We start from the raw sequence: 24,470 nt of genomic DNA on the forward strand, positions 1-24,470 counted from the left end.
CAGAACAGACGGTTAATTCAAGCGATGCAGCCCCAGCTTACTGGCGGTGTGCATCGCCTTTTTTCGCACTTTCTGTTATGCTGAGGTAGAGTCTCAAATGAAAGGGTCATAGATCATCATGAAATTTGCCGTGCTTGATTTTGAAACAACGGGAACCCAGTCCGTGGGTGAAATCATTCAGGTCGGACTTGCCATCATAGAAGAAGACCGGTCCATTTCGCGTGTATACGGTTCCTACGTCAAGCCCGGAGGACCCATTCCCCCTTTTATCACGGGCTTGACCGGCATTACGGACAGCGATGTTGCGGATGCGCCCGAGCTGGAAGAAATGATGATGGAGCTGGTGCCGCTGCTTGACGATGTGGTGCTGGTAGGGCATAATGTTGCTTTTGATTTCCATTTTCTGCAAAACGCCCTGGACCGCTGCGGATATCTGCCGTTCCGGGGCCGTATTCTGGATACGATTGATTTTCTCAAAATCTGCTTTCCCTCACTCAGCTCCTACCAGCTCGGCGCAGTTAGCTCCCATTTCGGACTAACCCATGAGCGTCCGCACCAGGCGGACAGCGATGCTCTGGCGACCGCTCTGGTGCTGCTCCGCTGCCTGAATGAGCTGAACGAGCTCCCTCTTCTGACCATTCAGCGTCTGGCGGAACTGTTCAGCGGCGAGGACAGTGATCTCAGCTGGTTCTTCGACGGCCTGCTCAAAGAGCGCGAGATGGAGGCGTTCCAGCCGGACAGCGACCTGCAGTTCTATCGTCAACTGGCGCTTGCCGTCGGCGATTGGTCCGAGCTGTCCCCGCCTCGCGAGGAAGGGGATTATCCGGCAGAGCATCTGTCGTTCGGCGAGTATCTCGATGAGGTCAAGACACGTCTGAAGGCGCTTCTGCCCCAGTACGAGGACCGCCAGGCGCAGGATCAGATGTTTGAAGAGGTGTACCGGGCGCTTCAAGACGAGAAGCATCTGCTGATCGAAGCGGGAACCGGAACCGGCAAATCGCTCGGTTATTTGCTGCCCGCCATTTACCAGAGCGTCAAGACCGGCGAGAAGGTGATGGTCAGCACGCATACCATCAACCTGCAGGACCAGCTCAGGGAACGGGATATTCCGCTGCTGACAGAGACCGTTCCGTTCCCGTTCAAGGCTGCGGTCTTTAAGGGAAGAGGACACTATTTGTGTCTGCGCAAATTTGAACATAAAATAAACGCAAAGGAATTTGCCCTTCCCCGTGAGGATACGCTTACATCGGCGCAGATGATCGTCTGGCTGACCCAGACCGAATCGGGCGACGATGAGGAATTGAACCTTGGAGGCAGGGGCGGCGATTACTGGGAGACAGTTGCCAGTGATACCGATTCCTGCCTGGGACGGTCCTGCCCGTGGTTCCGCAAATGCTACTATCACCGGGCGAAGCATGAAGCGGGCAATGCGGATGTCGTCATCACAAATCACTCGAAGCTGTTCGCCGACGTGAAGGCCGGACACCAGCTTCTGCCGTCTTATGAATACCTGGTTATTGACGAAGCCCACCAGCTGGAGGAAGTCGCCGGGAAGCATCTGGGGATGAGCATGAAGCATTTCACGGTGTCCCACACGCTAAGCCGGTTGTACAAGGACAGCCGAAACGGTCAGCTGCCTGCGCTGCGCCATGTGCTGCAAAGCTCTGGAAGCGAGCAGGCGGCGGAATGGAGCTCGATTATCGACCGATTGTATCCGGACCTGCTAACCGTCAAGGAATCATGGGAACTCCTGAGCGAGAAGCTGTTCATGCTGATTCCGGAGCGCGCCGACGCGGGGGGTGAAGCCGGTCAGCTGGTTCATCGCCTTCTGCCTTCCCGCAAGCCGCAGGACTGGGAAGAGCTTGCCGCGCTTGAGCAGAAGTTCCACAGCTCTCTGAGCGACGCGATCCGCAAGGGTGAGGGGATGCTCAACGAAATGCGTGATCAGGAAGGGCAGTCTACTTCGGACAGCCTCGTGACCGATATCGGCGGATTATTCAAGGATTTGGCCGAAATCCGGGAACAGGTGCGGTTTTTTATGGGAATGAACGACGAGAATGTAGTATATTGGCTTGAGGCGAACGGTAATTACCGCAGCAAATCGCTGCAGCTGTATGCCGTGCCGGTCGATGTCAGCACTCAGCTAAAGGATCTGTTCTTCGACAAGAAGAAAAGCGCGGTGCTCACCTCGGCGACTCTCTCCGTTGACAAATCGTTTCAGTATATGATCGAGAGCCTCGGGCTGAACGAAGCGCAGGAGCAGGAACGGCTCAAGACTGTGCAGCTGCCTTCTCCGTTCAAGTACAGAGACCAGGCGCTGCTCGTTATTCCGCGGGACTTCCCAAGCGTCAAGGGGACCGTAGGCGACGCCAGATTCGTCGATATGCTTGTCCAGTCGCTTGCGGAAGCCGCAGTGACGACACAGGGGCGGATGCTGGTGCTGTTCACGTCATACAAAATGCTTCGCCAGGTGTATGAGCCGCTTAAGGATGCCCTTGCCGTCCAGGATATCGCTGTGCTCGGACAGGGTGTGGAGGGCGGCAGCCGGAGCAAGCTTCTGAGACGCTTCCAGGAGAAATCCGCTTCCGTCCTGCTGGGAACGAGCAGCTTCTGGGAAGGCGTTGACATACCCGGCGATGCGCTGACCTGTCTGGCGATTGTCAGACTGCCGTTTCAGCCGCCGAACCATCCGCTTGCGGAAGCCAAGTCCGAGCTGCTTCAAGCCCAGAAGAAGAATCCGTTCATGAAGCTCTCCGTGCCTCAGGCGGTCATCCGCTTCAAGCAGGGCTTCGGCCGGCTCGTCCGGACCGCGCAGGACAGGGGTATCGTTATCGTATATGATACCAGGGTCATCGAGTCTTATTACGGCAAGTACTTCCTGTACTCGCTGCCTGGACCCAAGATGGAGCATATGACGACCCAGCAGATGGTTCCGCGCATCGCAGAATGGCTTCATCAGGACGGTGCATCCTAATAACCTGCTGCGGATGACAGTTTAATATACCGCAGCCCTTAATGATTCTATGGCCGGATTAGCCATAACTAACGGATAGGCTGATCTCGGCTGTTACTCTTATGATTTATCCGTATTCCGGGAATGCATTCCGCTCATATTGGCGGCTGCAGCTCCCGTATCCTTATAGGCGTCCCGGCAGGGATGCTTAAGCGGTCCTTATGTCCCAAGCCGCCAAAGCTCAGCCGTCTATCTGGCTCGTACAGACACCGTTATGCGGGTTCCGATACATCGGCTGCTGCTTAGACCATGATCGAAAGGCTGGGCTTTGAGAGGTTCGGGATGAAAGGCTGCCGATATCGAATAGGAGGAGAACTCATGAAATCGGACAAAATATCAGAGGCCGTTGTACGCAGGCTGCCTGTATACCTGCGCTTTCTGAACGACCTGCACCGGCGCGAAATCTCCACTGTCTCTTCTCAGGAATTGGGTCAACGTCTGGATTTGAATCCTGCCCAGATCCGCAAGGATCTGGCTTATTTTGGAGATTTCGGCAGAAAAGGCATTGGCTACGATGTGGCTTATCTGATCGAGAAAATCCGGCACATTCTCAAGCTGGACCAGCCGATCAATGTTGCTCTGGTCGGAGCCGGTAATCTCGGCCACGCGCTGTCCAATTATAACGCCTATTTAAAAGACACGATGAAAATTACGGCCGTCTTCGATTCCTATCAGCCGAAGGTCGGAACCCAAATCAATACGCTGACCGTGCAGCCGATGGAAGAGCTGTCCAAGACCGTCCGCGAACAAGGCATCCGCATCGGCATTATTACCGTGCCGGATCAGGAGGCTCAGAATGTGGCAAATCTGCTGATTGAATCAGGGATCGAGGCCATCCTTAATTTTGCCCCGGTCATCCTGAAGACGCCAGCGGAGGTTCGTGTGCACGCGGCCGATTTTACAACGGATCTGCAGAGTCTTGCCTATTATCTGCATGACGGAAAGGACGAAGAGCAGAATGAGCGATAAGTGGATCGTCCGCGGCGGCAAATTTGTCGTGCCCGGAGATGACAAGCCTGCCGTAATCGGCGGAGATATGATTGTAGAGAATGGGGTAATCACATACATAGGGGAAGCTCTTGCGGCTGTTCCGGAAGGCGTGGAGACATTTGACGGCAGCCGGCTGCTATTCATGCCCGGTCTGGTCAATACGCATGGTCATGCGGCGATGTCACTGCTCCGCGGCTATGGGGACGATCTCGCGCTGCAGATCTGGCTGGAGGAGAAAATGTGGCCGATGGAAGCGAAGTTCACCGGGGATGACGTATACTGGGGAACCGCTCTGTCCGTCCTGGAAATGCTGAAGGGCGGCACGACTACCTTCCTTGATATGTACGATCATATGGACAGGGTAGCCGAGGTGTCGGAGAAATCCGGCATACGCTCTGTACTGATGCGCGGCGTCATTGGACTGTGCCCGGAAGAGGTGCAGCGTCAGAAGCTGGCGGAAGCCGTTGCCTTCGCCAAGAATTATCACGGAAGTGCAGGCGGACGGATAACCGCGATGATATCGCCGCACTCCCCGTATACATGCCCTCCCGATTTCTTCGAGAAATTCGTTCAGGCCGCGCATGATTTGGACCTTCCCATGCATACCCATATGTCGGAGACCCGCCGGGAAGTGGAGCAAAATGAGGCGGACTTCGGCCTGCGTCCCGTCGCCCATCTGGAGAAGCTCGGCATGTTCACCCGCCCGTCCCTTGTGGCGCATGGCGTGCATCTGAATGACGAGGAGATTGAAATACTGGCCCGTTATCAGGTCGGTGTCTCCCACAATCCGGGAAGCAATCTGAAATTGGCAAGCGGAGTAGCGCGGGTTCCCGAACTGCTTAAGGCAGGCGTTCCCGTCTCCCTGGGAACGGACGGTCCTGCGAGCAACAATAATCTGGACATGTTCGAGGAAATGCGCCTGGCTGCCTTGATCCATAAAGGCGTCTCCGGTGATCCGACGGCGGTCCCTGCGGGTGAAGCGCTTCTTATGGCGACAGAGTATGGCGCGAAGTCGATTTTCCTGGATCAGGTAGGCAAGCTTGCGCCCGGTATGAAGGCGGATTTTATCGCCCTGGACATTGACCAGCCGCATCTGTTACCGCATACGGATCTGATATCACATGCCGTATACTCAGCGAGCGCCAAGGATGTCGAGCATGTGTGGGTCGACGGCAAGCAGGTTGTGAAGCACGGCCTATGCCTGACCCTTGATGAGGAAGAAGTCCGCCGCAAGGCGCAGGAAGCGTTTGAGGGATTGCTCAAAAGGTAGCTCACACTTGCCTGTGCCTGCCGGCGACAACGGGAACTCAAACCTCATAGAAGGAGAACTGCACGTTGAGAACTAGGAGAAAATGGATTCTGTACGGAATCTTTCTGGCTGTACTCTTTCTGTTTGCCCTCTATCAATTCTTCGCCTACGTACTGAGGGATCAATGGAATGAGCGAAGCGCGGCCGAAGCTGTGGCAAGCAGCTCGGCGGGGCTGACGGAGATTGACGGTGCCCAGAAATCGGTGTGGGACGCGAACTCCATCTACTGGGTCGTCAGCGGCAAGAACAAATCCGGAGCCGATACGATGGTCTGGGTTCGGTTCACGGAGGACGGCAAGCCGGCCAGCGGACAGAACGGCGTGTATGCCCAGGAGGTCTCCAAAGGCGTCTCCGAGAAGAAGATGAGGCAGTTGATCGAGTCATCGATTCCTGGCGTCCAAATCAAACGTCTGCTTGCCGGCGCGTATAACGGAGAGTATGTCTGGCAGCTTTTTTGTAAAGAGGATGACAAGTATTATTACAAGTTCTATCGGTTCTCGGACGGTCAGCAAATTGGAGAAGGGTACGCCTTGCCAAGTCGTTGACATTGCCGACATAATTAAACCCTTCAGGGCATAGTGCTCTGAAGGGTTTTTGGTGTTCTCTTGATAAAAAAAAAAAATAGGCAGAAAATAGAAGGTTAAATTTTAAATAATATTCACAAATCAATCGTTTTCGTATATACTCCTATGATATACTACTAGATGTATTCAAAGGCACGACAAAAAATGTCGGTCACGGAATGACGACAAAAATATGGATTCATTCGTTGTATCTCAGAGAGGAGGACGCTGTTTGAAACTTCGTCTAATGCCTGTACTGCTGACCGCGGTGCTGTCTGCTGCCGTCCTGTTCGGCGGTTGGTTCCTGTATCGGGAGTTCGCTGTTCAAGAGCCGCTGGAAAAAATCGTAAGCAGTTACCAGGGAGTCAAGACCTCCCAAATCTCTATTAACCGCGATGAGGTCAATTTGAAACTCGAGTTGCAGCCGGGCACGAAATTGCGTGAGCTGGTTCAATATATTGAAACGGAAGGCAAACCTATTATCGGGAGCCGCGCCGTGAAGCTTGATGTAACACAGCATTCCAATCAGACGCTGGACGATTACTGGAGCAAGGCGCTGTTCTCGGTCGCCGAAGCTATGGAGAGCGGCAAGTACACGCTGATTCCCGAAACGTTGAATGATTTGTCGAAAGAGTTCACCGCTGTTACGGCGACGACGGAAATTGACGAAAACAATGTGTATGTAAGCCTTTCGGACGGCAAGGAGAGCAAGTTTATCATTCTGCCGCGCCAGGCTGAGAAGCTGGGGGTATGGAACAATGCCTAAATGGACCAAGGAACTCATCATCGGATTCGTGCCTGTATTGCTCATTTTTCTGGCTTTTCTCGGCTTCAATATCGTGCCGGTTATTATAGCGGCCGTCATGATCGGCGGCTTGCTGTTCATTACGCATATGCGGGGCGGAATTGCCGTTAGTGCGGGTGCGGAGAAGAAGCGTAAGAAGGCTGGACCTGCGAAGCTGACCTTTGAGGAAATCGGCGGCCAGGATAACGCGAAGCAGGAGCTGCGCGAGGCGCTTGACTTCTTGATCCGACATGAAGAGATCAGCAAGTTCGGCATTCGCCCTCTGAAGGGCATCCTGCTGACCGGACCTCCCGGAACCGGTAAGACATTGATGGCCAAAGCCGCTGCGCATTACACCAATTCCGTATTTGTGGCAGCTTCGGGCAGTGAATTTGTGGAGATGTACGTCGGTGTCGGCGCCGGCCGCATTCGCGATCTCTTCAAGGATGCCCGGAGCCGCGCGGCGAAGGAGAACAAAGAGAGCGCAATTATTTTTATCGATGAAATCGATGTTATCGGCGGCAAGCGTGAAGGCGGCCAGCAGCGGGAGTATGATCAGACGCTGAACCAGCTCCTTACCGAGATGGACGGCATCTATAATTCCGATACGCCGCGTATTCTGCTCATCGCCGCTACGAACCGCAAGGAGATGTTGGACTCGGCACTGCTGCGCCCTGGACGGTTCGATCGTCATATTCAGGTGGACATGCCCGACAAGAAGGGACGCAAGTCGATTCTGGAGCTGCATGCGAAGAACAAACCGCTGCATGATAGCGTTGATCTCGACAAGATCGCTGAGGAGGCCTATAATTTCTCCGGCGCCCAGCTTGAGAGCGTCATGAACGAAGCCGCCATCTACATGATGCGCGAGAACCTGACGCAGGTGGAGCAGCGGCATATGGCAATGGCGATTGACAAAGTCATGATGGGCGAGAAGACGGACCGTGAGACCAATCAGGAAGAGAAGAAGCGCGTGGCAATCCACGAGCTGGGACACGCCATCATGGCGGAAGCTCTGCGTCCGGGAAGCGTCAGCCAGGTTACGCTGACTCCGCGCGGACAGGCTCTCGGTTATGTAAGACATAATCCGCAGCAGGAACAGTACTTATATACTAAGGAGTTTTTGGAAGAGCAGATTATGATCGCGCTGGGCGGCGCCGCAGCCGAGGAAATTTTCTATGGCGGACGCAGCACGGGCTCACGGGGCGACTTCGATCAGGCGCTCGGCATTGTGGAAATGATGATGAAATCGGGCCTGACGTCGCTTGGCATAGCCAAGCTTGAAATGGTTACGACGGAAGAAATCATGAAAGAGAACGCCAGCATTCTGGACGATCTTATGGCCCGCACACGAGACATCCTTGAGAACAAGCGGCCTATCTTCGATTATTCCCTGGACGTTCTCATGAAGGAAGAAGTGTTGTCCGGCGAGCAATTTCGTTGTCAATTTAGTGACAGTGTACTTTTACCGGCATAATTCTTTATGCCGGTTATTTTTTTTTACTTTTCCGGCATGCTAAGATATTATTATATGTCGGAGTATGTTGATTTATTTCGACAGAAAAATAGGTCCTGCGACAATTGCAGAGATACCTGAAAGGATGGAGGCTTTTTATGAATTTCAAAAAAATCGGTGTCATCGGCGGAGGCACGATGGGACAGGGGATTGCCGAAATGCTGGCAGCCAAGGGCCTTGATGTGCTTCTCGTAGAGAAGACCCCGGAGAAACTGGATTATTCCTACAGTATGATTGAGACAAGTCTGGATAAACAGCTGGAGAAATGGGCGATCACCCAAGCGGAGAAGAAACTGATTCTCGGCCGTATCCAGAAAGTTACCCACTTCGCCGAACTCAGCTCCTGCGATATGGTCATTGAGACGATTATCGAGGATCTGGAGGAGAAGAAGAAGGTATTCAATCAGCTCGATCAGGTTTGTCCGAACAATATCATTCTCGCCAGCAATACGTCCACGCTCAGCTTGACCGAGCTTGCCAGCTCGACCATGTATCCGGAGCGTGTTATTGGCATGCACTTTATTTATCCGGTAGCCAAGGTTGACGTCGTTGAAATCGTACGCGGCCTGAAAACCTCCGATCCCACTTTTGAGAATACCAAGGCATTCGTCGATGAAGTCGTTGAGAAGAAAGGCGTCATGATTTACGAATCCCCGGGATTTGTAACCTCACGCCTTATTTGCCTGTTCATCAACGAAGCGATGCATGTTCTTCAGGAAGGCGTCGCGTCCGCCAAGGATATCGACGATGCCATGCGCGTTGGCTACCAGTTCCAATATGGTCCGCTTGAGATGGCCGACCGCTTCGGTCTGGATTCGGTTCTTGCTGCCCTGGAACGGATGTTCCGCGAGTTCGGCGAACTGAAATACCGCCCTTCCACGATTCTCAAGAAGATGGTTCGCGCAGGGCATCTGGGTATGAAATCGGGCGAAGGCTTCTTCAAGTATGACAAGGATGGTGACCGGATATGAAAGTTCTCGTAATTAACGCAGGTTCTTCTTCGCTGAAATATCAGCTGTACGATATGACGGACGAATCCGTCCTGGCAAAAGGGCTGGTTGAGCGTATCGGGATGGATTCCTCCATTCTGACCCACAAGCCGACAGGCAAGCAGGAATATACGGAGGTCAGCGAAATTCTGGAGCATACGACAGCGATCCGGAAAGTGCTGTCCGCCCTGACCGATAAAGAGCATGGTGTGATCGATTCCATCGGAGAAATCAACGCCGTCGGCCACCGCGTCGTGCACGGCGGCGAGGTCTTCAAGGAATCGGCTCTCGTTGACGGACCCGCCAAATCGGAAATTCGCCGTCTGTTCGACCTGGCGCCGTTACATAATCCGGCTGCCGTTATGGGGATCACCGCTGCGGAGACCAATATGCCGGGCGTGCCGCAGGTTGTCGTATTCGACACTGCGTTCCACCAGACGATGCCGGAGAAAGCCTATATGTATGCCATTCCGCGCGTTCTGTACAATAAGTACAAGGTTCGCCGCTACGGCGCCCACGGCACGTCCCATGACTTCGTCAGCAAGGCCGCTGCCGAGTTCCTCGGACGTCCGGTGGAAGACCTTAAGATCATTACCTGCCATATCGGCAACGGCGCCAGCGTAACAGCCGTCCAAGGGGGCATCTCTGTTGATACTTCCATGGGCATGACTCCGCTGGAAGGTCTCATGATGGGTACGCGAAGCGGAGACATCGACCCCGCTGTCGTTCCTTATGTCATGAACAAGGAAGAGCTGACATCAGGCGAAGCAAGCTCCATGCTGAACAAGCACAGCGGCCTGCTCGCGATCTCCGGCACAAGCAGCGACATGCGCGACATCATCGACGGTTACGAGAAAGGCGAGCCTAACTCGACCCTGGCCTTTGAAATGTATGAATACCGGCTCCGCAAGTACATCGGTTCCTATGTGGCAGCCATGGACGGCGTTGACGTCATCGTCTTCACGGCTGGCGTCGGCGAGAACGCCTCCCTGCTGCGCGAGAAGGTTCTCAGCAACCTGACCTACCTCGGCATCGAGCTTGACCGCGAAGCCAATAAGGTTCGTTCCGGCGATCCTCGCCGCATTTCGACTGCGGGCTCCAAGGTGGAGGTTCTCGTCGTTCCGACGAACGAGGAGCTCGTAATCGCTCGCGATACGCTGCGTATCGTGCAAGCGCAAGGATAAAGAGTTACAATTGAATATAGGCGGAAACTTCACAGCCAAAGGCCGATCAGGTCTTTGGCTGTGGAATTTTTCGGAATATAATAAGAAGTAGGCTTTGCGCTAATAATCGGCTTTATATTCCCGGGGAACAATTGTCGTATAGAAGACGCCGATGGGCATCTGGCACGCGATTAATCTTGGGAGGGTCCGGACTCCGGATCAGAGGTTTGTTTCAGACTTATCACCGCAAATTGACAGAGGAGAGATTGAGGGCATGGCTAACAAAACAGTGATCAGAGGCGTAAAGGATCATGTCGGCGAAAGCGTCGTCATTGGCAGCTGGGTGAACAACAAGCGTTCCAGCGGTAAAATCCAGTTCCTGCAGCTTCGGGATGGCACCGGATATATTCAGGGCGTCGTTGTGAAATCGGAAGTTCCGGAGGAGGTCTGGGATGCGGCAAAGAGTCTGACTCAAGAGAGCAGCTTATACGTAACCGGGATCATCCGAGAGGAGCCCAGAAGCCAGTCAGGATACGAAATGACGGTGACGGGTATCGAGATTTTGCATCTGACCGAGAACTATCCGATTACCCCGAAGGAGCATGGCGTCGACTTCCTGATGGATCACCGCCATCTGTGGCTCCGTTCCTCCAAGCAGCGTGCGATTCTGGTGATCCGGGCTGAGATTATCCGGGCGGTTCAGGAGTATTTTGACATAAACGGCTTCACGCTGGTCGATCCGCCGATCCTGACGCCGACCTCGGCCGAAGGTACTACCAACCTGTTCCACACCAAATATTTCGAAGAGGATGCTTATCTGACCCAGAGCGGCCAGCTCTACATGGAAGCCGCAGCGATGGCACTCGGACGCGTGTATTCCTTCGGACCGACCTTCCGGGCCGAGAAGTCGAAGACGCGCCGCCACCTGATTGAATTCTGGATGATCGAGCCGGAGATGGCGTTCACCGAGCATGAGGAGAGCCTGCGTGTCCAGGAGGAATTCATCAGCCATGTCGTGCAGTCGGTGCTCAAGAATTGCCGCGCAGAGCTCGAAGCCGTTGGCCGCGACGTCTCGAAGCTGGAGAATATCAAGGCGCCGTTCCCGCGGATTACGTATGACGATGCGATCAAATTCCTGCACACCAAGGGCTTCGACATTCCGTGGGGCGAGGACTTCGGTGCGCCGCATGAAACCGCGATTGCGGAGGAGTACGACAAGCCGGTCTTTATTACCCACTATCCGGCGGGCATCAAGGCATTCTACATGAAGCCTGATCCGAACCGTCCGGAGGTTGTGCTTTGCGCGGATATGATCGCGCCTGAAGGCTACGGTGAAATTATCGGAGGCTCGCAGCGTATCGATGATCCGGAACTGCTGGAAGCGCGTTTCAAGGAGCATGAGCTTTCCCTGGAGACGTACAAATGGTACATGGATTTGCGCACCTACGGCTCCGTGCCGCATTCCGGGTTTGGGCTTGGGCTGGAGCGGACGGTCGCGTGGATTTGCGGTCTTGACCATGTGCGGGAGACGATTCCGTTCCCGCGGATGCTGTACCGTCTCTACCCTTAATATCAAATTTACGAAAGCGAGGAGCCGCTTATGGACAGCAGAGAAGGGAACGGCTGGGCGAACGGCCTGTCCTTCGGGCTGCAGAGCGGAATGGCTGTTATTCCCTACGCGCTTCTTACCTTTTACAGGAAGCTGAATCTGACCGGCAGCGAGACGCTGCTGCTCATTCATCTGTTATCGTTCCGCCAGGTGGAGGGCAAGGACTTCCCGTCGCTGGAGGAGCTTCAGGCCGTAACCGGCCGGAGCGCCTCGGCGATCGCCGGCGAGCTGCAGAAGCTGATCAAAGAAGGCTTCCTGCGGATTGAGGCCGGCAGCGACGATGGACTCGGGCTGCATTATGAACGGTATGATTTCTCGGGGCTGTACGACAAGCTGGGCCGGTATTTGGCCGACCAGCGCGAGGAGGACCGCGGCAAGCCGGGACAGGCCGCGGGAAGCATCGGCATACAGCCTCTGCGCAGCGGCGGCAATTCGGCAGCTGCGGTGGGGAAGGACGCCGCTACGGCGGAGGAGGAGACTCACAGCCTGTTCGTCGTATTCGAGCGGGAATTCGGACGTCCGCTGTCACCGATGGAATTCGAGACGATTGCGGGCTGGCTGGACCAGGACCGGTATCCGGAGGAATTGATCCGGCTCGCTCTGAAGGAATCGGTCTTTGCGGGCAAGGTCTACTTCCGCTATATCGACCGTATTTTGCTGGAATGGAGCCGTAACCGTGTGAAGAATGCCCAGGATGTCAAGGCATACTCCCAGCGGTTTCGCGGGGGAAGTTAAACCGGCTCTCGCGGCTACGGTTGTCAGAACAGCATAAATGGCCAGAACGGCAAGAGCGGTCAGAACAGAGAACGGGAAGGACAGCGCTAACGGTTTATGCCCAGAAGGTCCAGAATGGCAGGGACCTCTGAATAGCATGCTGAGCCACATGAATCATACGGACAATCTGGACGGCAAGCCGCCGCCAGAAGGACCGCAAGGACAGTCTGGAACGAAAGGCGCCAGAAGGGCCAAAACGGCCGGAAGTCAGGCGCGGCGTATAACAAAAAGCAGCTCTCGGGATTCCCGGAAGCTGCTTTTTTGATGTTAATCGGAGGCACAATCAGGCTTCTTCGGTTTCCTTATCCTTCACGAGCTCCTGGTCGAGCGCCGTTCCCATCTCGCGGGAACGTTCGGCACAGCGGCTTACCGCCGCAATGACGGTTTCGAAGAAATCACCTTTATCGAGCACTTCCAGCGCGGCCTGCGTCGAGCCGCCGGGGGAGGTTACTTTCTTGCGCAGGTCGGCAGGCTCTTCGCCGGTCTGCTGCACCATCCGGGCTGCTCCCAGAACCGTCTGGATCGTCAGCTCGGAGCTTTGCTCCTTGGTCAGTCCGCCCCGGATACCGGCGGCGATCATAGCCTCCATCATGTAATAGATGTAAGCAGGGCCGCTGCCGGATATCCCGGTCAGCGTCTCCATGCGCTCTTCATCGATTACGGAAGTTATGCCGACGGCTTCGAAAATGTTCAGCGAAAGCCGTCGCTGCTCCTCGGAGACTTCCTTCGAGAAGGCGATACCGGTCGCTCCCAATCCGATGGAGCTGGAGGTGTTCGGCATGGTGCGCACGACCGGCTGCTTCCGGCCGAGCAGTCCCTGCATCGTGCGGATGGAGAGCCCCGCAATAACCGAGACAATAAGCTGGTTCTCGTTGAGGATCGGTCCGAGCGCACGGAGCGCTGCTGCTGCGTCTTTCGGTTTCATAGCGAGCACGATAACCGGAGCGGAGGCAAGGTAGGCATCCTTCTGGGCCGGATCGTTGCTGCCGGTAACGCCGTACCGGGAGCGAAGCTCGGCCAGCCGCTCGCTGCTGCTGCGGTTAAGCATGACGATATGATCTGCATGAATGACGGAACGCGAGATTAGGCCGCGAACGATGGCTTCAGCCATCGAGCCCGCTCCGTGAAAGACGATCTGATCCTGAATAAGCGGTTTGGCGGTTTGTTGACACATGGTCTGGATTTCCCCCTATCGGATATAGATTATTTCCGGATTTGTCCGTTCCCGTAAATTTTGTATTTGACGGAGGTCAGCGCCGGCAGGCCCATCGGTCCGCGCGCATGCAGCTTCTGGGTGCTGATCCCGATCTCGGCACCGTAACCGAATTCGAAGCCGTCTGTGAAGCGGGTGGAGGCGTTATGGTAGACGGCAGCGGCATCCACTTCATCCTGAAACCGTTCGGCATTCTCCTCGTTCTCCGTCACGATGCATTCGGAATGCTTCGTGCCGTATTTGGCAATATGCTCAAGCGCTTCGTCGATATCATCGACCACTTTGACATTAAGAATGTAGTCGTTATATTCCGTTGCAAAATTTTCCTCGGTCACAGGCAGCGCCCATGGAATAAGGGTACGGGTTCGGTTGCAGCCGCGGAGCTCAACTCTTGCGTCCCTGAAGGCTTCTCCAAGGGCAGGCAGATGCTCTCCGGCGAAGACCCGGTGGACTAGCAGCGTCTCCATCGAATTGCAGACCGAAGGACGCTGCACCTTCGCATTGAGCGCGATCGCTTCCGCCATGGCCGGGTCGGCAGCGGCATCCACATAAGTGTGGCAGATCCCGGCTCCCGTCTCGATAACCGGAACGGTTGCATTCCGGACAACGTTCTGGATAAGCGAGCTTCCGCCGCGCGGGATGATCACATCGAGCAGCCCGTTCAGCTTCAGCATTTCATCAACCGAAGAGCGGTTCGGGTCCTCGATCAGCTGGAGCGCTTCAGGCGGCATATCGGTCGAAGCGAGAGCGGTGTGCAGCACCTCTACGATTCTGCGGTTGGTATACAGGGCGGCCGAGCCTCCGCGAAGGACGACGGCATTGCCTGTCTTCAGGCATAATCCTGCGGCATCCACTGTTACGTTCGGTCGCGCTTCATAAATAATGCCGATGACGCCGAGCGGAACCCGGATTTTCTCAATGATCAAGCCGTTCGGCCGCTCCATCGTCTCCAGCGTATCGCCTACGGGATCGGGAAGCGCCACAATCTGGCGGAGCCCTTCGGCAATGGCTTCAATCCGGGCGGTGTTCAGCGCCAGCCGATCGAGCATGGACTCCGGCGTGCCGTTCTGTCTTCCGCGTTCCAGATCCTCAGCGTTGGCCGCTATAATAGCGTCGGCATTGTGCTGCAGCGCATCGGCCATGATCAGCAGCGCTTCGTTCTTGTGCTTCGTGGTCAGCTTGCCAAGCGTGGTAACCGCGCTCTTGGCCAGCTCTGCTTTTGCAATGACTTCACTCATCATCGTTCCCCCTTTTCATCATTCCATCCGGTATCCGCCGCCGGCAGCCGGCGGCATTCAAGCCAGCGTAATCCATTCATCCCGGTGAATAACTTCCAGCCGGTGGACTTCCTCGCCAAGACGCCTGAGAACCTCCTTGCCGGGAAGACCCAGGATGCTGCGGAGCTGGGCGTCGTCATAGTTCACGATACCGCGGCCGAGAAGCTTGCCTTCCGGCCCGAGCACTTCCACGACATCGCCGGCATGAAAGCTGCCCTGCGCCTCCTTCACGCCAACGGGAAGCAGGCTGTGCCCGCCGTAGACGAGGGCTTCTTCCGCTCCGGCGTCGACAATCAGCGAGCCGAGCGGGGTGGACATGAAGCCGAGCCACTGCTTCTTGACGGACATGGAGGAGAGGGTGGTGGCAAAATAGGTGCCTTTGCCCTCGTCCTTAGCTGCGAGTAGAAGATCCCCGGATTCGGTAACCCGGCCTACGAATACCGGAACGCCGCCCCTGGTGGCGATCTTGGCGGCATCGATTTTGGAACGCATGCCGCCGGTCCCGACCGCCGTTCCGGCTCCGCCGGCAATAGCATAAATCTCGGGTGTTATCTCCTCGACAAGCTGATAGCGCACCGCGTCCGGATTATGGCGCGGATCGCCGCTGTACAAGCCGTCGATATCGGTGATGACGATCAGACGGGAGGCTTTGAGCAGGTTGGCAACCAGCGCTGACAACGTGTCATTGTCGCCGAATTTCAGTTCATCGACGGACACGGTATCATTCTCGTTGAAGATCGGAATGACGCCTTGGCGCAGCAGTTCCTCTACCGTCATCACCGCATTGTTCATCGCCCGCCTGCTGCGGAAGTCGGTGCGCGTCAGCAGAATCTGCGCAGCGATCAATCCATGGCTGGAGAATGCCTCCTGGTAAGCCTGCATCAGAAGCGCCTGCCCGACGGCCGCTGCCGCCTGCTTCTCATGCAGGAGCTTGGGACGGACCTGATAGCCGATGCTCCTGAAGCCTGCCGCAACCGCCCCGGACGTTACAAGCAGCACTTCGCAGCCGCAGCGGCGGAGATGGGCGATCTCCGAGGCGAAGTAGGCTACAGCCTCGCGGTTAAGCCCGCCTTCCGCCGAGGTCAGGGAGCTGCTGCCGATTTTGACAACTATACGTGTGGTCATGTGTTTCACTTCCTAAATATTGTCAGTGTATAACAGCAAAAAAAGCTTCCATCCTAAGACTGAGCAAAGGACGAAAGCTTGGGTTCACTTCCGCGGTACCACCTTCATTGATGAGGGATCATCCGACTTATGCCTCGTAACGTGAGGGCTTCGTCCTGCCGGGCAGGCCGTTCGGGGGTAGGGTTCGGAGCGCCGGCTACGGTAAATTCTTTCAGCCTGTCGGAATTTACTCTCTGTCGCAGCTTGTTGCGTTCTTACTGGTCCCGTCACTACGTTTTCCTATTTGACAACTAGAATACCATGCGAAGGCAGGTTTGCCAAGTCAGTTCCTTCCCGTATAACGCAAAACCGATCCGTTCCGGCAGGTTATTCTTGCTCCAATCGGGTAAAAATAGGGGTAGTCCGTGATCAGGAGGTGGATTCTTAATGACAGAGGATAAACAGCGGGAAGAACAGCTGGAAGAACACCGCGAGGCGCTGGAGCAGCAGACGGAGATCATGCGGGATTTTATCGAGGACAAGACGGGAATTCCGAAGCGCAGAGGTCCGGTCAGTGAAAATACGGGCAGGGTGCCGGATATGCAAAATCACATGACTGCCGTTCATAATCGCCAGGATTAAGCGCATAAATGCATGAAGCAGACCGTCCTTTGCTGAAGACCAGCCGAAGGACGGTTTTTTTGAGCGTAATTATTTTGACCGGTATTTTTTATTGATCGATATTCTTATCCCCGGGCCAGCTCGGCAACCGTTGACTGAAAGGTATCGATAAAGGCTTCCGCGGCTTTGGACAAATAACGGCCCTTGCGGTAAGCGATAACAAGCGTGCGGCTCGGAGCGGGCTCGGCCAGAGGGAGGTATACAGGGACGAACTCGCTGCGCGGAGCTCTGGAAATAAAGCGGGGAACGAGCGTGACGCCCATGCCAGCCGCCACCAATGATTGCACGGTTTCCATATTATTGCTCTCAAACACGACGGACGGCTCAAATCCGGAATCCCGGCACAGGTCCATCGTAATTTTGCGGAAGCCCTGACCCTCTTTCAGCACGATAAACGCCTCGTCTCTCAGCTCTGCGATCGATGTCGGGGTACCTTTCTCCGCCCTGAAAGCTAGGCGATGCCCGGGAGGGACCGCCAGGTCAATCCGTTCCTCTCCAAGAACTTTATAATCAAGCGCCGGTATTTCAAGCGGAAGCGACAGAAGGCTGAGATCACTCTGTCCGCTGGCAGTCAGCTTCTCCAGATTCAAGGAGGAGTCTTCAAGCAGCGCGATTTCAATATTCGGATATTTGCTCTTGAAGATCGGCAGTACATACGGCAGCAGATGGGCCCCTGTAATCGCCATGCTGCCGACGACGACACGGCCGCTTCTGAGCTCGGAGATATCGGTCATTTCCTGCCGGAGCAGTTCTACCGCATTGATGATCGTTTGGGCCTGCTCCACAAACTTGGCTCCCGCATGCGTAAGCTCAACAGCGCTGGTGTTCCGCTGGAACAGCATGACACCCAGCTCTTTTTCCAGCTTGGCCAGCTGCTGGCTGAGTGAGGGCTGCGCGATGTGAAGCTTCTCGGCCGCCCGCGAGAAATTCCGTTCGTTCGCGATTTGCAGCACGTACTGCAATTGTCTGAATTCCATGATTCCTGCTCCTTCATCATATCTCTTATAAGAATAACCTAATTGAGTGAAGATTAACGGTATGCTTACAGGAGACAATCAGTTGCTTTATAATCGTCTCCTATAAGTATTATAGCTTTTATATCTTGGTGTAATAAAGAGACCCATGTTATATTTATATCATTCAAAAGGTATATGAACGAATCTATGACGAGGTGAAATCATGGGCAAGAAGACTATGTTCGAGAAAATCTGGGACAATCATGTAATCTATCAGGAAGAAGGCAAGCCTAGCATACTATATATCGATCTGCATTTGGTGCACGAAGTAACGTCGCCGCAGGCATTCGAAGGCCTCCGGCTCAGCGGCCGCAAGGTGCGCCGTCCCGAGCGGACTTTTGCAACAATGGACCACAACGTTCCGACTACGGACCGTTTCAATATCAAGGACCCGATTTCCAAGCAACAGATCGACACGCTGTCGAAAAACTGTGCTGACTTCGGCGTCAAGCTGTTCGGCCTGGAAGATCTCGATAATGGGGTCGTTCACGTTATGGGACCGGAGCTGGGCCTGACCCATCCGGGCAAGACGATCGTGTGCGGCGACAGCCACACTTCGACGCATGGTGCATTCGGTGCGCTGGCATTCGGTATCGGAACAAGCGAAGTCGAGCATGTTCTCGCTACGCAATGTCTCCAGCAGGCCAAAGCGAAGACAATGGAAGTCCGCTTTGTCGGCGATCGCGCTCCCGGCGTTACCGCCAAGGACATGATTCTTGGTCTGATCGCCAAGTACGGCACGGACTTCGCGACCGGCTACGTTATTGAATACACCGGACAGTCGATCACGGAGCTGTCGATGGAAGAACGGATGACGGTCTGCAATATGTCCATTGAAGCCGGAGCCAGAGCCGGTATGATCGCTCCGGACGAGACAACTTTCGAATATCTGCGCGGACGCGAATACGTTCCTCAAGGAGCCGATTTTGACGCTGCCGTCGAGTCCTGGAAGAATCTTGTGACCGATGAGGGAGCCGAGTTCGATACGGTTGTCGAATTCAATGTGGAATCCCTTATTCCGCAGGTAACCTGGGGCACGAGCCCTGGCATGGGCACCGACATCACGTCGACTGTACCGAATCCTGCCGATTTCACTACGGATAACGAGCGCAAAGCCGCCGAGAAAGCGCTGGAATACATGGATCTGACGCCGGGCACGCCGATTTCCGAAATCGAGATCGATTATGTCTTCATCGGCTCCTGCACGAACGGCCGTATCGAGGATCTGCGCGCCGCTGCCAAGGTTGCCAAGGGCCATAAGGTCTCCGGCAAGGTAACGGCCATCGTCGTTCCGGGTTCGGGCAGAGTGAAGAAGCTGGCCGAGTCGGAAGGACTGGATAAGGTCTTCGTCGAAGCGGGCTTCGAATGGCGCGAAGCGGGATGCAGCATGTGTCTGGCGATGAACCCGGATATTCTGCAGCCTGGACAGCGCTGCGCCTCGACCTCCAACCGCAACTTTGAAGGACGCCAGGGCCGCGGTGGACGGACGCATCTCGTATCGCCGGAAATGGCGGTTGCGGCTGCGATCAAAGGACGGTTCACAGACGTGCGCGACTGGAACTTCAAGACGGAAGCCGTCAGCTCTTAAGAATTCGAGAACAATCAGGAGGGTTATATAGATGGAAGCTTTCAAGAAATTAACAGGGCTAGTCGGACCTGTGGACCGGGTCAACGTGGATACGGACGCTATCATTCCGAAGCAGTTCCTCAAACGGATCGAACGCACGGGATTCGGACAGTTCCTGTTCTTTGAATGGCGTTTTGACGAGGAAGGCAATGACAATCCTTCGTTCTCGCTGAACCAGGACCGTTTCAAGGGATCATCCGTTCTGATTTCCAGAGCGAATTTCGGCTGTGGTTCCTCCAGAGAACATGCTCCTTGGGCCATTTTGGACTACGGCTTTAAAGTGATTATCGCCCCGTCCTATGCCGATATTTTCTACAACAACTGCTTCAAGAACGGCATTCTGCCGATCAAGCTTTCGGAAGAGCAGGTCGAGGACCTGTTCCAGCGCACTGCTGCCAATGAAGGCTACAAGCTGACGGTGGATCTGGAGAACAAGACGATCACGGACGATAACGGCCTGAGCATCGCTTTTGATCTCGACGAGCACCGGAGACAGTTCCTGCTTCAAGGGCTTGATGACATCGGTCTGACGCTCCAGCATGAGGATCAGATCGCTGCATATGAAGCCAAGAAAGCCGCAAATCAGTATGCCTGATGAGGTTTCCTTGTAAAGACAGGCTCATCTAGCATTTTTTACACAAAACTTCCATTTCCGACACCGGGAATGGAAGTTTTTTTGCTATAATAGCAGAATGAGGGGACCCCGAGGGTAATCCGGTAAATAACGATAAAAATCGCCGGACAGCTGTAACTTTTTTCCGTTAGCTTCGTCAAAGAAATGATTGCAACGGTTCCAAAAACGGGAGTAAGGGGAGAGAGGAATGAGGAAGGCTTGTCTGATCGTGATGTCACTGCTGCTGCCCCTACTGATATGGACAGGGTGGACTGGAGAAAGCAGTGCAGCGGCGGTGAAGGGGAAGATCGTCCTGGATAACCGGGAACTGACGCTTCCTTCGGGAGCGGCGCCGGAGAATGTGAACGGGAGCGTCATGGTTCCGATCCGCGTCGTGTCCGAAAGCTTGGGCTATCAAGTGACATGGGATCAAAAGGTACATAAGGTAACGATTTCGCAGGATTTCAAGAACATTCAGCTGACTGTGGGAAGCAAGACGGCGGACGCTGACGGCGTTACGCTGAATTTGAACGCAGCCCCCAAGCAGACCGGCGGAACGGTTCTCGTTCCCATCCGGTTTGTGAGCGAGCAATTCGGTTTATCCGTTGGCTGGGATAATCGGGAGAAGACCGTCTATTTGTCCGCCAATTCTATAGCAATGCCGTCTGCAGCTCCGGCTTCCCAAGCACCGCAGCCATCGGCATCCCAGGCGGCTTCTGCAACGCCTTCGCCATCTGCAACGCCTTCACCATCTGCAACGCCGGCCTCATCATCTCCACAGGCTTCACCGACGCCCACGCCGTCGGCAGGAATACCGGGTACAGCCGCTGTGCAGGTCAAAGGCGCCTCATTCGAAGCCAATCAATTGATGATTGCTGTGAACGGCAGCGTACAGCCTGCTGTTACTTCGCTGGACAATCCAAACCGGATTGTTGTGGAACTGCCGTCCAGCGTGATAGCGCCTGATTTAGGCGGCGGTCTGGCGTCCGGCACGCTGAACACGACCGGATATCCGCTTATTTCGGGCATCAGTTACTCTACGGCCCCCGGTAATCCTACGACTGTGCGCTTCGAGATCAGCACTACGGAAAGGCTTGCCTATCAGCTCAGTGTGGATGCAGGAACGGGACTTATCACGGTCAGCCTGGGCACAGGAACGAGCGGAGGTTCTACGGGTAACGGCCGCCCGGTAGTAGTGCTGGACGCCGGTCATGGAGGAACCCAGCCGGGCGCGGCCAGCGCAGCCGGCCGCAAGGAGAAGGACTTTAATCTGGCTGTCATCCTGAAGGTCGGAGCCCTGCTACAGAACGACGGAAGAGTGGATGTCGTCTATACACGGACACAGGACGTAACGCTGTCACTGGAGGGCCGGGTAAGCATCGCTGAGGCAGCGGGCGCAGATGTGTTCGTATCGGTGCATGCCAACGCCATGCCGACCTCAGCCAAGAACTGGACTCAGGTTAACGGAAGCGAAACGTATTATTCAAGGAGCGAGAGTCTTCCTCTGGCAAGGGTGATGCACAAGCATCTGGTTGCCGGCACCGGGTTGAAGGACAATGGCATCCGGGCCAAGAGCCTGCATGTTACCCGGGAGACGAGCATGCCCGCGGTTCTCCTGGAAGCGGGTTATCTGACCAATGTCTCCGAGGCGGCGAAGCTGTATTCCACCGATTTCCAGGATTCGCTTGCACGGGAAATCGCCGCAGGCATCCTTGAATATCTGGGCCTTTAAGCCGATAAGTACGTAAAAGGCGTTCTCGCACCTGGAGTGGCAGATTGGAAAACATTCGCAACTTTTGGGTGCGGAAGACGTCTAACCATTGTCTAAGGTCGTCGAAGGCTGCCATCAAGAACGCCGGTCCAGGGCGGAATACTAGATTTTTGAGGTGAAGAATGAAGAGACTTAGTTTTATGCTGCTGGTGCTATTGTTCGTACTCGTGATGCCTGAACAGGGACAGGCCGCTTCTGGAAACAACAAGATCTTCCTCGACGGCAAAGAAATCACTGCAGGGCAGAGCGTTCCTGTCGAGAATGTGAACGGTACCATCATGGTACCTCTGCGGATGATCGCGGAGAACCTGGGGTACAAGGTCGATTGGAACCAGACGTCCAAGCTGGTTACCATCGTCCAGGGGGATACGACCATCAAGCTGACGGTCGGCCAGAGTTCGGCTGCCGTTAACGACAAGACAGTAACCCTTACACAGGCTCCAATTCTGAGAAGCGATACTTCGCTTGTTCCGATCCGGTTCATCTCCGAACAGTTCGGTCTTCAGGTCGCGTGGGATAATACGGCGAAGACCGTGACTATTACCACACCCCAGGTTTCAGGCGGCGGGGGTTCCTCCCAAGACGGCAGCGACGCTGCAGGAGGGACAAGCCCATCTTCCCCCGCAGGTACGGACACAAGCAATCTAACGTTGGTTAATGGTGTCAGCTTCAGCAACAATGTGCTAATGATTGCGATGGATGGAAGCGCGGAGCCCAAGATCAGCACCTTGGACAATCCAAGCCGGATTGTGGTCGACGTCCCGAATGCAACGTTCTCTGACGCTTTCGGAAGCGGTCAGACACTGGACCCCTCGAAGTACGGGACACTGGATGCATCCGGGTATCCTGACGTCAAGGAAATTCGTTATTCGTTGTATTCCAGCAATCCGTACACCGTTCGTTTTGTGATTCAGCTTAACGAGAAGAAGGACTTCGGTTACAGCTTGACCAATGACTCCGGCTCCAAGCTTGCCCTTGTGGACTTGAACGCAACAGGCGGCCAGGCGGCTGCGAATAACGGTTCGTCGACCGATCCGACAAATACAGCTCCTCTTCCAGGCAGCGGAGGCAAGAAGCTGGTCGTTCTTGACGCAGGTCACGGGGCCAAAGATTCCGGAGCCATCGGCATAACCGGCAAATATGAGAAGAACTTCAATCTGGCCGTCGTACTCAAGGCGGCGGATCTCCTGAAGAAGGAGAACAATATCGACGTCGTGCTGACGCGAAGCGACGACACGTTCCTTGAATTGAGCGAACGGGTTGCGATCGCGAACAATCTGAATGCAGACTTATTCATCTCCGTACATGCCAACAGCAGCTCGACCTCCGTGGCAAGCGGCACCGAGACATACTACAAGCGGGATGAGAGCAAGGCGTTTGCGAAGGTAATGCATAAATATATGGTCCAGGCGACCGGTCTGAGTGACCGCGGCGTTCAATACGGCAATTTCCACGTTATCCGCGAGACGAAAATGCCGGCGATTCTGCTTGAGGTCGGCTATCTTAGCAACAAGAAGGACGAGTCGCTCCTGTTCACCGACGCTCTGCAGCAAAGAGTGGCGGAGGCGATCGTCAGCGGCGTCAAAGAGTATCTTGGTCTTCAGTAATCCTGCGGCAGACCGGTGCCGCAAAGCCAGGCTTTACGCCCGTAAGGGATAGAGATGCTTTGCGGCCCGGTCTGCTGTTCTTTGGACAGTGACTTTATGAGAAGCTTGAATTCAAACAGGGAGGCGTTGAACGTGTTGAATAAAAAAATAGGGGTTATCGGCATAGCGTCGGCCCTTCTTCTTGTGCTGGGAGGCTGCGGGGACAAGCCTGCGGCTGCGCCGGATGAAGGAGGCATATCCACACCGACGGTTGTCAGCGGGGCCGACAGCTCGCAGGAGCCGTCGGCTAGCCCAGAGGTTTCGGCACCGGCATCGGCATCTCCACAGCCTTCCGAAAGCGAGGCTTCCCCTTCCCAGGCTCCGGCTTCCGCGGCTGCCTCTCCTTCCGCGAGCACGGCACCGGAGGCAGAGAAGCAGAACCAGACCATCAGCGTCTATTATACCGATCAACAGGTGACGGAGCTGAAGGAAGCGAAGGCGCAGATCCGTTTCGCTCAAGATACCGATAAATACACGGAAGCCTTCAAAGCTCTTCAGAACAGCGACAGCAGCGATCTGATTTCGCTATGGGGCAAGATGGAGCTGAAATCGCTGAAGTTCGAGAATGGTCAGATTGTCATGGACATTCATAAACCGGATGAAGCCCAGCTTGGAGCCGGCGGCGAGTCATTCGCCCTCAGCGCGCTGACCAAGACGCTGTTTCAGTTCCCGGAGGTCAAGAGCATTGAGCTTCTGGTTGATGGACAGCAGGTTGAGAGCCTGATGGGACACGCGGATCTGCTTCATCCGATGACCCGGGACAACATGGCAGACTAAGGTTGGAAGGAACAGGGAGCCTATGTGTCGAATGA

Annotated in this window: 20 protein-coding genes; 16 read left to right on the top strand and 4 right to left on the bottom strand. The window is 55.1% G+C overall.

Annotated features, from left to right (window positions below; translation table 11 throughout):
• Window positions 1–118: 118 nt before the first annotated feature.
• From dinG to KIH86_RS04905, 10 genes are all read left to right on the top strand, one after another.
• A complete protein-coding gene (dinG, locus tag KIH86_RS04860; RefSeq protein ID WP_223086649.1) occupies window positions 119–2,974 on the top strand; it encodes an ATP-dependent DNA helicase DinG in 2,856 nt (951 codons plus the stop codon).
• A gap of 357 nt (window positions 2,975–3,331) precedes the next feature.
• Window positions 3,332–3,982 (top strand): redox-sensing transcriptional repressor Rex, encoded by a 651-nt coding sequence (locus KIH86_RS04865; RefSeq protein WP_223086651.1) that lies wholly within the window; start codon window positions 3,332–3,334, stop codon window positions 3,980–3,982.
• A complete protein-coding gene (locus KIH86_RS04870; protein WP_223086654.1) occupies window positions 3,972–5,273 on the top strand; it encodes an amidohydrolase in 1,302 nt (433 codons plus the stop codon). The genes KIH86_RS04865 and KIH86_RS04870 overlap by 11 nt, the downstream gene beginning before the upstream one ends.
• 65 nt (window positions 5,274–5,338) lie before the next feature.
• Window positions 5,339–5,857, top strand: a complete 519-nt coding sequence (locus KIH86_RS04875) for a cell wall elongation regulator TseB-like domain-containing protein (protein ID WP_223086657.1) — start codon at window positions 5,339–5,341, stop codon at window positions 5,855–5,857.
• 250 nt (window positions 5,858–6,107) lie between these two features.
• Window positions 6,108–6,641, top strand: a complete 534-nt coding sequence (locus tag KIH86_RS04880) for a hypothetical protein (RefSeq protein ID WP_223086659.1) — start codon at window positions 6,108–6,110, stop codon at window positions 6,639–6,641.
• Window positions 6,634–8,136, top strand: coding sequence for an AAA family ATPase (locus tag KIH86_RS04885; protein WP_223086661.1), 1,503 nt, complete (start codon window positions 6,634–6,636; stop codon window positions 8,134–8,136). Before KIH86_RS04880 ends, KIH86_RS04885 begins: the two co-directional genes overlap by 8 nt.
• A 137-nt stretch (window positions 8,137–8,273) precedes the next feature.
• On the top strand, window positions 8,274–9,146 hold the full coding sequence (locus KIH86_RS04890; RefSeq protein ID WP_223086663.1) for a 3-hydroxyacyl-CoA dehydrogenase family protein: 873 nt from the start codon (window positions 8,274–8,276) through the stop codon (window positions 9,144–9,146).
• Window positions 9,143–10,348, top strand: a complete 1,206-nt coding sequence (locus KIH86_RS04895) for an acetate kinase (protein ID WP_223086666.1) — start codon at window positions 9,143–9,145, stop codon at window positions 10,346–10,348. The genes KIH86_RS04890 and KIH86_RS04895 overlap by 4 nt, the downstream gene beginning before the upstream one ends.
• A gap of 253 nt (window positions 10,349–10,601) precedes the next feature.
• Complete coding sequence (gene asnS / locus KIH86_RS04900) at window positions 10,602–11,897, top strand: asparagine--tRNA ligase (protein ID WP_223086668.1); 1,296 nt, start codon at window positions 10,602–10,604, stop codon at window positions 11,895–11,897.
• A 30-nt stretch (window positions 11,898–11,927) separates the two neighbouring features.
• Window positions 11,928–12,671, top strand: coding sequence for a DnaD domain protein (locus KIH86_RS04905; protein WP_223086671.1), 744 nt, complete (start codon window positions 11,928–11,930; stop codon window positions 12,669–12,671).
• A gap of 322 nt (window positions 12,672–12,993) precedes the next feature.
• Here KIH86_RS04905 and proC read toward each other — a convergent pair whose 3' ends face one another.
• From proC to proB, 3 genes are read right to left on the bottom strand one after another with little or no spacing between them, the layout of a single operon-like run.
• Window positions 12,994–13,884 (bottom strand): pyrroline-5-carboxylate reductase, encoded by an 891-nt coding sequence (proC, locus tag KIH86_RS04910; RefSeq protein ID WP_223086673.1) that lies wholly within the window; start codon window positions 13,882–13,884, stop codon window positions 12,994–12,996.
• Window positions 13,885–13,913: 29 nt separating this feature from the next.
• Window positions 13,914–15,161 carry a glutamate-5-semialdehyde dehydrogenase gene (locus KIH86_RS04915; protein ID WP_223086675.1) on the bottom strand — a complete coding sequence of 416 codons (1,248 nt, stop codon included), beginning with the start codon at window positions 15,159–15,161 and terminating at the stop codon, window positions 13,914–13,916.
• Window positions 15,162–15,218: 57 nt separating this feature from the next.
• Window positions 15,219–16,325: a glutamate 5-kinase gene (gene proB, locus KIH86_RS04920; protein WP_223086677.1), complete on the bottom strand. Its 1,107-nt coding sequence runs from the start codon at window positions 16,323–16,325 to the stop codon at window positions 15,219–15,221.
• 426 nt (window positions 16,326–16,751) lie between these two features.
• Between proB and KIH86_RS04925 the strand changes: the two genes are divergently transcribed.
• Window positions 16,752–16,946 carry a hypothetical protein gene (locus KIH86_RS04925; RefSeq protein WP_223086683.1) on the top strand — a complete coding sequence of 65 codons (195 nt, stop codon included), beginning with the start codon at window positions 16,752–16,754 and terminating at the stop codon, window positions 16,944–16,946.
• A gap of 104 nt (window positions 16,947–17,050) precedes the next feature.
• Here the strand turns inward: KIH86_RS04925 and KIH86_RS04930 are convergent, their stop codons facing one another.
• Window positions 17,051–17,962, bottom strand: a complete 912-nt coding sequence (locus KIH86_RS04930) for a LysR family transcriptional regulator (protein WP_223086685.1) — start codon at window positions 17,960–17,962, stop codon at window positions 17,051–17,053.
• A 202-nt stretch (window positions 17,963–18,164) separates the two neighbouring features.
• Here KIH86_RS04930 and leuC point away from each other — a divergent pair, with 202 nt between their 5' ends.
• The 5 genes from leuC to KIH86_RS04955 all read left to right on the top strand — a co-directional run bounded on the left by leuC (window position 18,165) and on the right by KIH86_RS04955 (window position 24,435).
• Window positions 18,165–19,589: a 3-isopropylmalate dehydratase large subunit gene (gene leuC / locus KIH86_RS04935; protein ID WP_223086687.1), complete on the top strand. Its 1,425-nt coding sequence runs from the start codon at window positions 18,165–18,167 to the stop codon at window positions 19,587–19,589.
• Between the two features lie 31 nt (window positions 19,590–19,620).
• Window positions 19,621–20,223 carry a 3-isopropylmalate dehydratase small subunit gene (leuD, locus tag KIH86_RS04940; RefSeq protein ID WP_223086690.1) on the top strand — a complete coding sequence of 201 codons (603 nt, stop codon included), beginning with the start codon at window positions 19,621–19,623 and terminating at the stop codon, window positions 20,221–20,223.
• A gap of 226 nt (window positions 20,224–20,449) precedes the next feature.
• Entirely contained in the window at window positions 20,450–21,973 is a 1,524-nt protein-coding gene (locus tag KIH86_RS04945; protein WP_223086692.1) for an N-acetylmuramoyl-L-alanine amidase, read from the top strand.
• 161 nt (window positions 21,974–22,134) lie between these two features.
• The gene (locus KIH86_RS04950) at window positions 22,135–23,619 is read left to right on the top strand and encodes an N-acetylmuramoyl-L-alanine amidase family protein (RefSeq protein ID WP_223086695.1); all 1,485 of its coding nucleotides are present in this window, start codon (window positions 22,135–22,137) and stop codon (window positions 23,617–23,619) included.
• Window positions 23,620–23,751: 132 nt separating this feature from the next.
• Window positions 23,752–24,435 (top strand): GerMN domain-containing protein, encoded by a 684-nt coding sequence (locus KIH86_RS04955; RefSeq protein ID WP_235775259.1) that lies wholly within the window; start codon window positions 23,752–23,754, stop codon window positions 24,433–24,435.
• Window positions 24,436–24,470: the final 35 nt, after the last annotated feature.

Source organism: Paenibacillus sinensis, from assembly GCF_019904155.1.
Taxonomy (GTDB): Bacteria; Bacillota; Bacilli; order Paenibacillales; family Paenibacillaceae; genus Paenibacillus_AQ; species Paenibacillus_AQ sinensis.

Bases quoted from the DNA above. Each gene is read 5' to 3' on its own strand.
- KIH86_RS04925 (WP_223086683.1), top strand. From the start codon at position 16,752: ATGACAGAGGATAAACAGCGGGAAGAACAGCTGGAAGAACACCGCGAG.
- KIH86_RS04870 (WP_223086654.1), top strand. From the start codon at position 3,972: ATGAGCGATAAGTGGATCGTCCGCGGCGGCAAATTTGTCGTGCCCGGA.
- KIH86_RS04885 (WP_223086661.1), top strand. From the start codon at position 6,634: ATGCCTAAATGGACCAAGGAACTCATCATCGGATTCGTGCCTGTATTG.
- proC (WP_223086673.1), bottom strand. From the start codon at position 13,884: ATGTGTCAACAAACCGCCAAACCGCTTATTCAGGATCAGATCGTCTTT.
- dinG (WP_223086649.1), top strand. From the start codon at position 119: ATGAAATTTGCCGTGCTTGATTTTGAAACAACGGGAACCCAGTCCGTG.
- asnS (WP_223086668.1), top strand. From the start codon at position 10,602: ATGGCTAACAAAACAGTGATCAGAGGCGTAAAGGATCATGTCGGCGAA.
- leuD (WP_223086690.1), top strand. From the start codon at position 19,621: ATGGAAGCTTTCAAGAAATTAACAGGGCTAGTCGGACCTGTGGACCGG.
- KIH86_RS04890 (WP_223086663.1), top strand. From the start codon at position 8,274: ATGAATTTCAAAAAAATCGGTGTCATCGGCGGAGGCACGATGGGACAG.
- KIH86_RS04950 (WP_223086695.1), top strand. From the start codon at position 22,135: ATGAAGAGACTTAGTTTTATGCTGCTGGTGCTATTGTTCGTACTCGTG.
- KIH86_RS04930 (WP_223086685.1), bottom strand. From the start codon at position 17,962: ATGGAATTCAGACAATTGCAGTACGTGCTGCAAATCGCGAACGAACGG.
- KIH86_RS04915 (WP_223086675.1), bottom strand. From the start codon at position 15,161: ATGAGTGAAGTCATTGCAAAAGCAGAGCTGGCCAAGAGCGCGGTTACC.
- KIH86_RS04945 (WP_223086692.1), top strand. From the start codon at position 20,450: ATGAGGAAGGCTTGTCTGATCGTGATGTCACTGCTGCTGCCCCTACTG.
- KIH86_RS04895 (WP_223086666.1), top strand. From the start codon at position 9,143: ATGAAAGTTCTCGTAATTAACGCAGGTTCTTCTTCGCTGAAATATCAG.
- KIH86_RS04905 (WP_223086671.1), top strand. From the start codon at position 11,928: ATGGACAGCAGAGAAGGGAACGGCTGGGCGAACGGCCTGTCCTTCGGG.
- leuC (WP_223086687.1), top strand. From the start codon at position 18,165: ATGGGCAAGAAGACTATGTTCGAGAAAATCTGGGACAATCATGTAATC.
- proB (WP_223086677.1), bottom strand. From the start codon at position 16,325: ATGACCACACGTATAGTTGTCAAAATCGGCAGCAGCTCCCTGACCTCG.
- KIH86_RS04865 (WP_223086651.1), top strand. From the start codon at position 3,332: ATGAAATCGGACAAAATATCAGAGGCCGTTGTACGCAGGCTGCCTGTA.